Source organism: Flavobacterium sp. YO64 (genome assembly GCF_004119505.1).
Taxonomy (GTDB): Bacteria; Bacteroidota; Bacteroidia; order Flavobacteriales; family Flavobacteriaceae; genus Flavobacterium; species Flavobacterium oncorhynchi.
This window is the reverse complement of the sequence record NZ_NRQV01000006.1, coordinates 180,876-193,686: the sequence shown is the minus strand read 5'-3', so window position 1 is coordinate 193,686 and position 12,811 is coordinate 180,876. Positions and strand designations below refer to the sequence as shown.

Here is a 12,811-nt window from a genome sequence, read left to right as displayed (position 1 = left end):
TTTCTTACATTTGAAACCATGAAAGGATTTAAAATTGTTTTTTGGATTTTATGGCGTATTTGGTTTTATGTTTTAATGGCTATTCCGATAGTGATTATGCTGCCGTTTTTAGTGATTTCTATTCTCTCAGAGAAAGGTTATCCGTATTTCTTTAAAATGGCCCGCATTTGGGCTAAATTCATTCTTTACGGCATGGGTTTTTATTACAAAGTAAAGCGCGAACAGAAACTCATTAAGCACAAAAGCTACATGATTGTTGCTAATCATACTTCGATGACAGACATCATGCTGACGCTTGCCATCATAAAAAATCCTTTTGTTTTTGTGGGAAAAAAAGAGCTTGTAAAAATTCCGTTGTTTGGTTTTTTCTATAAAAGAACTTGTATTTTGGTAGACAGAAATTCTTCTCGAAGCAAAAATGAGGTTTTTAAACGTGCTCAGAGTCGTTTAAATCAAGGTTTAAGTATTTGTATTTTTCCTGAAGGCGGAGTTCCAGATGACGAAAGTATTTTACTGGATGAGTTTAAAGACGGTGCTTTTAGACTGGCAATTGACCATCAAATTCCGATTGTTCCAATCGTTTATCCTGACAATAAAGAACGTTTTTCGTATACTTTTTTTAGCGGCAGTCCAGGGAAAATGAGAGTAAAAGTTTTGCCTTTTGTTGAAACGAATGGGCTGACTTCTGAAAACCGAAAAGAGCTTAGAGATAAAGTCAGACAATTGATTTACAAGGAACTGTTAGAGTTTGAGAAAAAAGATTCTAAGAAATAATACATACAAAACCCGATATTCCAGCTTTAAGAATATCGGGTTTTCTTTTTGAATTAAAAACGTCCTTTTGTATTTAAAGAAGTTTATCTATGAATTATTTTTTCTGAGATAAAACGGAGTACTTTTTTAAATTTCAATTTGGTTTTTTTCCGGTTTTTACTGTACAACACTTCTATTTTCTCTTTCATGGTTAAAATATTATAAGGTTGGTAATAAAGAGTTTATAAACTCAGTTAACGTCACATAATAGTAGATAGTAAAAAATGAAAAAGGTTGCGTCAAGGAATGAAAAAAATAAAAAGGATAAAATCCGTCAGCCTAAAACTAACGGATTTGTACCTTAACCAACCAAATTTATTCTAAAAACCATTGAATAGGTATTTATGGCAAATACCTGCCCCAATATTAATTTTATTTATTAGATGGGTTTATTTGAAAATGGTTGCGTTGTTTTATTGTTTTTTTTGAAAATAAAAAACCCGACAGGTTTTTAAACTTGTCGGGTAATAGAGAATAAATCTATAAATTACAGATTTTTAATTATTTAAGCGTTTGCTAATTCTTTGATATGCGCTTTAATTTTTACTTCTAATTCATCAGCTAGTTCTGGATTATCTTTAATTAAGGCTTTTACAGCATCGCGGCCTTGTCCTAATTTTGTGTCTCCGTAACTAAACCAAGATCCAGCTTTTTTAACGATTTCAAATTCAACCGCTAAGTCAAGAATTTCACCAGTTTTAGAAACTCCTTCTCCGTACATAATGTCGAATTCGGCAGTTTTAAAAGGCGGAGCAACTTTGTTTTTAACGATTTTAACTTTGGTTCTGTTTCCAATAACGTTCTCACCGTCTTTAATCTGAGAAGAACGACGAATATCTAAACGAACAGAAGCATAGAACTTTAATGCGTTACCACCGGTTGTAGTTTCAGGATTCCCGAACATTACACCAATTTTTTCACGCAGCTGGTTGATGAAGAAAACAGTACAGTTTGTTTTGCTGATTGTTCCAGTTAATTTTCTTAAAGCCTGCGACATTAAACGTGCGTGAAGTCCCATTTTAGAATCTCCCATTTCACCTTCAATTTCACTTTTTGGAGTTAAGGCAGCAACAGAGTCAATAACAACAATGTCTATAGCTCCAGAACGAATCAAGTTTTCGGCAATTTCTAAAGCCTGCTCTCCGTTGTCTGGTTGTGAGATGATTAGGTTTTCGATATCTACACCTAATTTTTCAGCATAGTTTCTATCAAAAGCATGTTCAGCATCTATAAAAGCAGCAATTCCGCCCGCTTTTTGAGCTTCGGCAATAGCGTGTAAAGTTAATGTGGTCTTACCAGATGATTCTGGACCGTATATTTCAATAATTCTTCCTTTTGGATAACCATTTACCCCAAGCGCTAAATCAACGCCAAGTGAGCCAGAAGAAATCGTTTCTACCTCCACGATGGCTTTATCGCCCATTTTCATTACGGTTCCTTTTCCGTAGGTTTTGTCAAGTTTATCAAGCGTTAATTGTAACGCTTTTAATTTGGCTTCTTTGTCTGAACTCATCTTTTTCTTTTGTCTAAAATTGTTATTTTGTTTCTTTTTAATAAAAATCAAAAAGAGTAAACGGCGTCCTGATTTTTATTTTTTAGGCTTGTAATTTGGTAAAAATACTTCTTTTTTTTGAAGTTTGAGTGACTCAGATTGTCACAAATTGTAACAAATTTTATTATAAAAATAAAGCCTTTAATTCTGTGGCATCAGACGGTTTCATTTTTCCAGCAAGAACCAAACTCAGCTGTTTACGACGCAAAGCAGCATCAAAACGTTGTATTTCAAGTTCTGTTTCTGGCGTGATTGGCGGTACTTCAACAGGTCTTCCTGTATCATCAACTGCAACAAAAGTATAAATGGCTTCGTTTGCTTTTGTTCTGCTGCCAGATTCACGATCTTCTACCCAAACATCAATGAAAACTTCCATCGAACTTTTGAAAGATCTTGATACTTTTGCTTCAACAGTTACAACACTTCCTAATGATATAGCTCTATTGAAAGCAACGTGATTTACAGATGCCGTTACTACAATTCGGCGAGAATGTCTGCGTGCCGCAATACTTGCTGCACGATCCATACGGGCAAGTAACTCACCGCCAAATAGATTGTTTAAAGGATTTGTTTCACTTGGTAAAACTAAATCGGTTAAAATAGTTAGGGATTCTGAAGGATGTTTTGCATTCATTTTTTGATAAAATTTTATTTTCTTACCGCGGTTTCCATATTTAAAAACCTTTTAAATTGCGGCTTACTTTTTTAAAGATTGCGGTCGATTAGTTCAACCAATAAACTGCCATTACAGCAGGAATAAAATAAATTACGATGGTTCTTGCACCATCATAATCTTTTGCTAGTCGCTGTCCGAAAAGCATCATTAACAAGCAAATACAAGAGAAAATTGCGCCATAAAAGCCGTATTCTCGGCCGCTGTTTGTTAATAATTGAATTGCTCCAACTACGCATAAAACACCAGAAATTAATTCTAATATTAATAAATGAAATAGAGCAAGAGGAACTTGGTTTTTTAGAGGTGTTTTGGCAAAATGACCTTTAAGCCATTCAACATTATCTTTCCAATAAAAAATCTTTTCATAACCTGATTGTAAAAAAGTTATGGCTAAAAATGCTAGTAATAAAATAGAGGCGGCATTATTCATCTGAAAATTATTTTTTGTGAATTAAACGAGTCAGTTTTATAGATAAATCGGTTAAGATTATTTTTGCATTTCCGTTTCTTTCAATGTGATACATCGCATCTGAAAGTTCTTTGAAAATTTCATGAATATTATTGCCATTTACAAAAGGCGCAAAATTTTCCAGTTTAAATTTTTCTACTTTAGGTTCAATGTAAACCAAAGTTGGTGCTTGGTAGTTAAGCAAAAGAGCTTGACGAAACATTTCAATACAAAACTGAATAAATTTCTTTTGGCTTTCGCGTCCAAGTCCTGCAATTTCTTCGCTCCAGGAAATTAAATCCTGAATTGCGGCAGCATTTCCTTTTGCTCGGAAAGCAGCACGAACCCAATTGACAAACCATTGTTCAAAAGGATATTCAGAATCATCTTCTTTGAGCAGATGAAGTGCTTTATTGAAATTTCCCTGTGCTTGATGTGCAATTTTAAAAGCTGATTTTTCGTCTAGATTTTCTTTTGAAATTAAAGCTTCGGCAATTACTTTTTCCGGTAGTCCGTTAAAGTGAATTACTTGACAACGAGAACGTATGGTTTGTATAATATCTTCTTCGTTTTCAGAAATTAGGATAAAAATTGTTTTATCTGAAGGTTCTTCTAGAAGTTTTAACAGCTTGTTTGAGGCTGCAATATTCATCTTATCTGCCATCCAGATAATCATAATTTTATAACCGCCTTCGTATGATTTTAGCGAAAGTGATTTTAAAACTTCTTGTGCATCTTCGACTCTTATTTCTCCTTGTTTGTTTTGAACACCAAGAATTTTATACCAGTCAAATAAACCGCCGTATGGCATTTCGTGAATGAAAGTTCGCCAATCTTGGATAAAGTCTAAGCTTTTTGGTTTTGTTTTTACATCTTCGGTAGTAACCGTTGGGTAAATAAAATGCAGATCGGGATGCGAGATGTTTTGAAATTTTAGGTTACAGGAATCGTTACCGTTTTCATTTTCGTTCCCGGTGTTATTACACAAAATATACTGCGCATAAGCAATTGCAGTCGATAATGTACCGCTTCCTTCAGGGCCGATGAATAATTGAGCATGCGGAATTCGTCCAGAAGATGCGCTTTTTATTAAATGGCTTTTGATGTAATCCTGACCTAAAATTTGTGAAAATTGCATGAGGCAAAGATAGAAGAAAATGATGTAGTCAAAAATTTTCCAGATAAAGTTTATACGGCAGCTTTAATTTATGAGATTCTGATGGATTTTTATAAAAATATTTGCGGTTTGCTAACGAACTTTTGTTAATAAAATTGTTCATGTTAGTAAATATAAAGACTTTTTTGTTAATATTTTTTTTGAAAAAACGACAATCGTATGCTTTTTTTGGTTATTTAGAGTAGATTTCACTCTAAATTTTATGGCTTAAATCTTACGGTTTAGATTTTAACAATTTTAACAGAAAGCACGTTAAAACGCACATTTTCTCGACATAACGCTGGTTTTTAAGCTTTTTTTAAGCTTTTTTTTGAAAAAACAAATCAATAAAGTTGCAATTTAAGTTAATTTCTATATTTTTGTTTTCATCAACAACCAATTATTTAATAAGAATTTATGAAAGGGAAAATTATTTTATTAAGTGCATTTTTTATCTTGACAACTGCTGCTGCTTCAGCTCAGGCAAAGAACGCTCCAAGAAGTATAATTAGTACGACAGCTCTTATTCGTAAATATCACGATCAAAAAGAATTGAGTGGTATGCAAAAAGGGGAATTGTTAGAATTATACATTGAGCGAATTAAAGTATTAGTAAAAACTCTCCCTTACATTGCGTTGGTTACAAAGCCGGGTGTTACAATGGCAGACTTAGGTATTCCAGACGATAACGAACACAAAAAAGTTTTAGATGCTCAGGCTGTAGGCACATCAAATTTCTTAGATACTACAGTAGAATTTCAAAGAAAAATGATGCCATATTCTGATAAAGGAAACTTAATCGCAGCTATTTTATTTTACGAAAGTACATTGAAATCTTTACACGAATTCAACGATTTGAACGAAATGTAATTTTTATAAAAATATTTTAAATCTCTTTTTTGATGTGTGAACAGCTTTAGGCTCTCACAGCATTTTAAAAGAAAAAAAGAAAATTAACTCGTTCTCGATATGTTCTGAATACCACCAGAAAATCTCGAGAGGAGTTTTTTCATTTACGCATACCCAAATTATTATTAACCCCCAATACCCCCCCTTATCATGAAAAAAATTACTCAATTGATCTGTATCTTTTTGACAGTCACAAGTATGAGTGCTCAACAAGAGAAAGGAATTATGGGCTACACCAATTGGTTAAACAACTGGACCGAATTTAAGCCTAACAAAGTAGATTACGGAGAAGCAAACCAAATTTTAGCAGGAAATATTTCTGTTAACACGAAATTGCTGAAGAGGAATATTTATGTTTTGCAAGGTAACGTGTATGTTACTAATAATGCAGTTTTAACAATTGAACCAGGAACCTTAATTATTGGTGATTTTGAAACAAAAGGAACATTGGTAGTTACTAAGGGTGCACAAATTATGGCTGATGGTTTAGAAACTGATCCAATTGTGTTTACTTCTAACAGAAGCCTGAAAAAAGCAGGAGACTGGGGTGGAGTAGTTATTCTTGGAGATGCTCCAATTAACAAATTTGGAAATGTAGGTTCTTATAACCTAGACTTAGACCCAACTCTTACTACTTATGGCGGTGATAATGTAGCTTCAAATTCTGGTATTATGCGATTTGTTAGAATCGAATTTGCTGGAAAAAAAGTAAAAGGTGTTGATACTTTCAACGGATTAACTATCGCTGGAGTTGGTAATAAAACAATCTTAGAAAATGTAATGGTAAGTTACTCTGGAGGAGATTCATTCGCTTTCTTTGGAGGTGATGTCAATGCTACAAAATTTGTTTCTTACAAATCAATCAACGACGATTATAAATTTACTCAAGGAGTTCAATGTCGTTTATACAATTCATTAGCTGTTAGATCATCTTATTTATCTAGTAACAAAGACGGATCTCGTTGCATGGAAGTAAAATCATATGAAAAGAAAAGTGAAACAGATTTTACTAAAAAACAAACGCTTGTTGTTGCTACAAACATCACAATGCTTAACGACAGTGAAAACATCAATGCTGATATTCAATCAGGTTTAGTAAAAGAGGCTGTTTATGTAGCTGAAAATGCTTCTCTTGAAATGAAAAGAAGTGTAATCTCTGGATTTAATCCTGCTGTATTGTTAGACAGTAAAACTGAGATTAATGATGCTAACCTTAAAAAAATCAAATTTGAAGAAATGTACTTTAACCTATGTAAAGGAAATATCTTTACAGAGTACAATTCGAATAATGAAGATTTAGAGAGCTGGTACGGAAACAGCGTATTTTTTAACGTTTATTCTCAAAGCAGCAACAAAGAAACATTTATTGACATTTTCAACGCTAAAAAACCAGATTTTAGATTACAACTAGGAAAAATCACAGCTTCAAGCGGCAATAGGTAAATAGATTTCGATTTTTATTTCAACGCGTAAATTTTATTAATAAAGTCCCCAGACACAATTTATGTATCGTCTCAACCGGACCAAATAAAGATCAAGACATAATGGCTCAATCTACAAAAAAGTATTTTTTATATACAATATTTTTGTTTTCGCCTATATCGTTAAGTCTATATGCACAAAGTACTGCAACATCAGAAGCTATAGTTTCTGTTGAAGCACAGTGTAATTTGACTTCGTTTAAAGCGACAAACCAAAAAAATGATCCTGCTACAGGGATCAGTCAATTAGAGAATTCTAATCAGTTTATAGCAGGGCTGTCCACCCCCAAGGACAGCCTTACTATTGCAACTGAAATGAAAGATCTAAGTGCAGACTGTAATGAAAATTCATTAATTAGTGCAACTTCAATTCTTGCAAAAGATATTATTGAAAACTATAAATATGATTTTTCAGAAACATTCATAGACATCTTATTTTTTGAACGTATAGACTTATCTAGAACGCGTACTATATGATTCAAAAAATTACTTTTTCTTTTACCAGATTACTTATTTTATTTAGCATAATTCTATTTACTAAATCGAGTTCTTATGGGCAGACTATTGTTCCAAAGCAACTTGACGGATTGGAAAAGTTATGTGCAGGAAGTTCATTTAATGAATTTTATGCATCATTCAGTTATGTTAATTTTCCTGCTGGAACCACATTTGTCGTAGAACTTTTAGACAATGCAGATAATCCTATTGCAACAACTTTTTTAGATGCTGTAGATGTTAGTGCTACACAGAAAACGATAAAATTTGCAGTGCCTGTAAATTTGACAGGTTCAGATTTGTACGGATTGAGAGTTAAAAGTTCAGGAGCATCTCCTGTTACAACCGGTCGATTTAAAAATTCTATTGGAGATACTTCTTTTCCTGTTTATTATAAAGATTTTGAATCGAAGTTCTTTATTAATAATCAAAATACTAATGTAACAATCTGTCCAGGCGGAAGTGTAACTCTTTCAATAGATAACAGTACACCTTCTATACCTAATTCATCACCATTAAACTTTCCAAAACTTAAATATACGTGGTATAAAGATGATGTTGCTATTGCTGGTCAAAGCGGTAAAGATCTTGTTGTAAATACAGCAGGGAGTTACTATGCCGTGGTTGATTACGGTAAATGCTCAGATGTTAATATTAGTTCAAACAAAGTGACAGTCGCTACTTCAAGCGGAGGTTCTGGTGTAACAATCGATTCCAATTTAGGAAATCCTTTTTGTTCAAACGGGACAGGTACAATTTTAACGGCCACCGCAGGAAACAAGTATCAATGGAAAAAGAATGGAGTTGCTATTAAAGATGCTGTAGGTCGTTCTTATGCGACAAATGAATCTGGTATTTATTCAGTTGATGTCGATTTTGGAGGCTGCAGCGCTTCAGGATCTATAGATCTTAAAAGTAACGGATTTACAGCAAGTATAGATGTTGCAGATACTACGGCTCTTAATGAAGGCGAAACTGTTAATGTCAGTCTTACAACAGATGCTGCTAATCCAGAGTTTGAGTGGTCATTAAATGGAAATGTAATCGCAGGAGCGACATCAAGATCATACTTGGTAGCTGCGCCTGGTAATTATAAAGCAAAAATTTCGCAGACTACAGGATGTATATCTTCTCAGGAATTTAGCTTTAAAGTTACAGGTCCTTCAGCACCCTCTACAGTTATTCAAAATATAATTAAGCTCAGCAGTGCGAACCCGTATTGGAATATTCCAGATGCTTATAAAAACGCTGCTACTAAAGTAATTATTCTAAGTTCAAACGGCGAAAAGGTTCTTGATGTTTACAACTATCAAGGCGATTGGCCGCAGACAGCAATAGATTTTAAAAATGTAAATCCAGTATATTACTATGTCATTCAATCAGACACCGGTGAAAAAAAAGGATCAATAACTGTGATTAAATAAGATGAAGAAAATTTTACTATTCATAACTTTATTTTACGGTTTTTCAAATGCACTCTATTCTCAAGAACAAAATGAGAATGGAGTTGTTTCGTTTTCAATGCCTATAAGAAATTCTTTAAAGTTCAACAGATATTTAATTAACCCTGCGTTTAGTTTTGTTCGAGAAACAAATGCTTATGCAAGTTTTTATAATAAAAGACAATGGGTACAATTTGATAATGCGCCGCAAACTTATTTGGCGGGTTATTCAGGTCGTTTTAGAGAAAACGAGGCCTTCGCTTTTGGTTTATTTCAACAAAATTACGGTTTAATGACTGTTTTTGGCGGAGTCGGAAATTTTGCTCATAACATCGTTTTACAAGAAGACAGTAACTTAACATTTGGTTTGAATGTAGGAGTTTATAAAAGCGGCTTAGACAGAGGTAAAATCATTAGTGACGACATTGAAGTTTTAAACGGAGAGTATCCTTCAAATACTTTATTAACTGTTAATCCAGGTATTAATTACGGAACTGCTTTTCTAGATTTCGGATTATCGATAAACAACTTAGTGCTTTACAATTTTGGTTCAGGAATGGTAAAGGATGATCCAGAAAGAGCGATACAACTGCACGGAATGTACACAGGTTATTTGGATAGTTTTGGTTTTTTTGACAGAAGTAAATTTTCTGGACTTGTAAAAACAGAGATTAAAAAAGATAAAACGGTTATTTCTGGACTTGCTATGCTTGCTATTCCGCAAGGAATTTGGGCACAGGCAGGATATAATACTTTATACGGAATTTCGGCTGGTTTAGGCGTTAATATTTCGCCTAGCATTTCGATCGAGTATAACTACGAAAGAGGAATGGGAAATTTCACCAATATGGGAGGTTCTCATGAATTTGCAATTGCATATAAATTTAAAAGTAAAAATTACTATTACGGTGAAGATGAAGAAGGTTCATTAATAGATCCTGCAAAACCAAAACCAGTAATGGCAAAGAAAACTACAAGTGCTCCAGTTACGAGAGTGAGTGGTGCCGAAACAGCTAGATTAGCAGCTGAAGCTAAAGCTGTTGCTGATGCCGAAGCAAAACAAGCTAGACTTGCTGCTGCAGAAAAAGTAAAGGCTGATGCCGAAGCTGCTGCAAAAGCAAAATTAGAAGCAGATAATAAAGCGAAAGCAGATGCTGAAGCTATTAAGATAAAATTAGCAGCCGATGCTAAGGCTAAAGCTGATGCTGCAGCCAGTGCAAGAGCACAAACTGCAACAGCAAATAGAGCAGTTGCCACAACACAAAAAACACAAACACAATTGGCTGCTGATAAAGCCAGAGCCGATGCTGAAGCACGCAGAATTAAACTAGCCGCAGATAATAAGGCAAGAGTTGATGCAGCCGCAGCAGCGAGAGCACAAGCAATTGCAAATAAACCTGCAGCAGCTAGTGCAGCTCCACAAAAAACACAAGCGCAGTTAGCAGCTGATAAAGCAAAAGCAGATGCAGAGGCTCTTAAAGTTAAACTTGCGGCTGATGCCAAGACCAAAGCAGATGCCGAAGCATTAAGAATAAAATTAGCAGCAGATGATAAGGCTAAGGCTGATGCAGCAGAAGCAAAACGAAAAGCTGAAGCTAAAGCAAAAGCTGAAGAAGCAGATTTACAATCGATACTTGCTGCCGATGCAAAAGCAAAAGCAGATTCTGATGCATTGCAAGCTAAGTTAGCTGCCGAAGCAAAAGCAAAAGCTGCTGCCGAAGCAAAAACTAAAGCGTCAATTGATGCTGCAAATAAGGCGAAACTAGCGTCAGATGCAAAAGCGAAAGCAGCTGCAGATGCGGCCTTGAAAGAAAAATTAGCTGCGGAAGCAAAAGCAAAAGCAGATGCTGAAGCAAGACAAGCATTAATAGCAGCAGAAGCAAAAGCGAAAGCAGATGCAGAAGCTTTAAAAATTAAATTGGCGGCAGATGCTAAGGCTAAAGCCGATGCCGAAGCGCAAGCAAAATTAGCTGCAGAAGCAAAAGCTAAAGCCGATGCTGAAGCACTTCAAGCAAAATTAGTAGCCGATGCCAAAGCAAAAGCAGACGCTCAAGCTAAGCTGGCTGCTGAGGCTAAAGCAAAAGCCGATGCAGAAGCATTACAAGCGAAATTGGCAGCTGAAGCTAAAGTGAAGGCTGATGCAGAAGCTGAACAAGCGAGATTGGCAGCAGAAGCAAAAGCAAAAGCCGATATGGTCGCATTACAAGCAAAACTAATTGCAGATGCAAGAGTTAAAGCTGATGCAGAAGCAACTGCCAAAGCAAAGGCAGACGCTGAAGCTAAACAATTACAACAAGCCGAAGAAGCTCGTTTAGCCAAATTAGCTGCAGATGCAAAAGCGAAAGCCGATGCAGAAGCTCTGAAAGCAAAACAAGCGGCTGAAGAAAAAGCAAAAGCAGATGCTGAGGCAAAAGCCAAAGCTGATGCACTTCAAGCGAAACTTGCAGCCGATGCGAAAGCTAAAGCAGACGCAGAAGCATTACAGGCGAAACTTGCTGCCGACGCAAAAGCTAAGGCTGATGCAGAAGCACTTCAAGCAAAATTAGCCGCAGATGCTAAAGCGAAAGCAGATGCTGAAGCTCTTAGAGTAAAACAAGCAGCGGAAGAAAAAGCAAAAGCTGATGCAGAAGCCCGCCAAGCAAAACTTGCAGCTGATGCAAAAGCAAAAGCAGACATGGAGGCGGCTCAGGCTAAATTATTAGCAGATGCCAAAGCAAAAGCAGATGCGGAAGCGACTGAAAAAATGAAAGCGGAAGAAGAAACGAGACAGTTAAGATTAGCAGAGGAAGCACGTGAGGCTAAATTATTGGCAGATGCTAAAGCGAAAGCTGATGCAGAAGCGCTTCAGGCAAGATTAGCTGCTGAAGCTGCGGCAAAAGCAGTAGCAACTCCAAAAGACGATACTGCTAAAGCTATTGAAAACTTAACACAGTCATTAGAAAATTCAAGTAAAGTACAGAAAGATTTATTATCTCAGTTTAATACAACAGTAGCTAATAAACAAAGAGACTTGAATGATTTAAGAGAAGAGAACGATTTAAGTGAAAAAGGTATTTATAAAGAGCCAAAACCATTTAAAAGTGTTGCAGCAGAAAATAGTCAATTAGAGGCCTTAAAAGGACAACTTGCAGATGCGAGCAGAATGCAAAAAGAAGAGATTGCAAAACTGACTAATTTGTATAACGAAAGACTTAAAAAAGTTCCAAATAAAAATGATGCTTTGAATAAAGCTTATCTAGATAAGATAAATGAGTTAAAAGCAGCACAGTTAAAAATGGAGCAAGACAGTGCGGTTCTGCTTTCGAATTTAGAGCGTATTAAGACTGAAACGGAGATTGAGAAAAAACGTAGAATTAAACGTGCAGCATATGAAAACGATCAAGGAAGATATGCACAGGACGTTGCCGCTCTTAAACGTATAAAAGAGACCACAAAATTAAGCAGCACACCATTGAAGGCAAGTGATTTTGATTTTGGAGAAGATCAGTCGAATATGCAGATTATTAAGAATATTAAAAATTCTGATAATGGTTATTATTTAATTATTGCAGTTCACAACAGCGTTGAAAAAAGAGATGAATTCTTAAGAAAAGCCGTAGCGGCTGGACGTACAGATGTTAATTTCTTCTACAACGTTACAACAAGTAAATATTACATCTATTACGATAAGTTCGATGGATTACCAGAAGCAACTAAGGCATTAGAAGCTAAAGGATCTAAACCATACAATGGGAAAATGGCTATCGTAAAAGTGGAGAATTAAAAAGATATATACAGCTCTTAGATAATATCTAAGAGCTTACAGAAATAAAATGTTTTAAATACTAATTATTTTGCTT

The 12,811-nt window shown here is 35.2% G+C and carries 10 protein-coding genes; 6 read left to right on the top strand and 4 right to left on the bottom strand.

Annotated elements, in window-relative coordinates; translation table 11 throughout:
• Window positions 1-18: 18 nt before the first annotated feature.
• Window positions 19-774 (top strand): 1-acyl-sn-glycerol-3-phosphate acyltransferase, encoded by a 756-nt coding sequence (locus BOW57_RS06525; RefSeq protein ID WP_089053502.1) that lies wholly within the window; start codon window positions 19-21, stop codon window positions 772-774.
• A gap of 544 nt (window positions 775-1,318) precedes the next feature.
• Here BOW57_RS06525 and recA read toward each other — a convergent pair.
• The 4 genes from recA to BOW57_RS06505 form a co-directional block, all read right to left on the bottom strand.
• Window positions 1,319-2,326 (bottom strand): recombinase RecA, encoded by a 1,008-nt coding sequence (gene recA, locus BOW57_RS06520; protein ID WP_089053501.1) that lies wholly within the window; start codon window positions 2,324-2,326, stop codon window positions 1,319-1,321.
• Between the two features lie 163 nt (window positions 2,327-2,489).
• The gene (locus BOW57_RS06515) at window positions 2,490-2,999 is read right to left on the bottom strand and encodes an acyl-CoA thioesterase (protein ID WP_089053500.1); all 510 of its coding nucleotides are present in this window, start codon (window positions 2,997-2,999) and stop codon (window positions 2,490-2,492) included.
• Window positions 3,000-3,087: 88 nt separating this feature from the next.
• Complete coding sequence (locus BOW57_RS06510; RefSeq protein WP_089053499.1) at window positions 3,088-3,471, bottom strand: DoxX family protein; 384 nt, start codon at window positions 3,469-3,471, stop codon at window positions 3,088-3,090.
• Between the two features lie 7 nt (window positions 3,472-3,478).
• Window positions 3,479-4,627, bottom strand: a complete 1,149-nt coding sequence (locus BOW57_RS06505; RefSeq protein WP_089053498.1) for a DNA polymerase III subunit delta' — start codon at window positions 4,625-4,627, stop codon at window positions 3,479-3,481.
• Between the two features lie 435 nt (window positions 4,628-5,062).
• On the opposite strand from BOW57_RS06505, the gene BOW57_RS06500 reads away from it, so the two are divergent.
• The 5 genes from BOW57_RS06500 to BOW57_RS06480 all read left to right on the top strand — a co-directional run bounded on the left by BOW57_RS06500 (window position 5,063) and on the right by BOW57_RS06480 (window position 12,735).
• Window positions 5,063-5,515: a hypothetical protein gene (locus tag BOW57_RS06500; RefSeq protein ID WP_089053497.1), complete on the top strand. Its 453-nt coding sequence runs from the start codon at window positions 5,063-5,065 to the stop codon at window positions 5,513-5,515.
• A 189-nt stretch (window positions 5,516-5,704) separates the two neighbouring features.
• On the top strand, window positions 5,705-6,997 hold the full coding sequence (locus BOW57_RS06495) for a hypothetical protein (protein ID WP_129053450.1): 1,293 nt from the start codon (window positions 5,705-5,707) through the stop codon (window positions 6,995-6,997).
• A 101-nt stretch (window positions 6,998-7,098) separates the two neighbouring features.
• On the top strand, window positions 7,099-7,512 hold the full coding sequence (locus BOW57_RS06490; protein ID WP_129053449.1) for a hypothetical protein: 414 nt from the start codon (window positions 7,099-7,101) through the stop codon (window positions 7,510-7,512).
• Complete coding sequence (sprC, locus tag BOW57_RS06485) at window positions 7,509-8,954, top strand: gliding motility protein SprC (protein WP_129053448.1); 1,446 nt, start codon at window positions 7,509-7,511, stop codon at window positions 8,952-8,954. The genes BOW57_RS06490 and sprC overlap by 4 nt, the downstream gene beginning before the upstream one ends.
• A gap of 1 nt (window position 8,955) precedes the next feature.
• Window positions 8,956-12,735, top strand: a complete 3,780-nt coding sequence (locus BOW57_RS06480) for a type IX secretion system membrane protein PorP/SprF (protein WP_129053447.1) — start codon at window positions 8,956-8,958, stop codon at window positions 12,733-12,735.
• The last annotated feature ends 76 nt before the right edge of the window (window positions 12,736-12,811 follow it).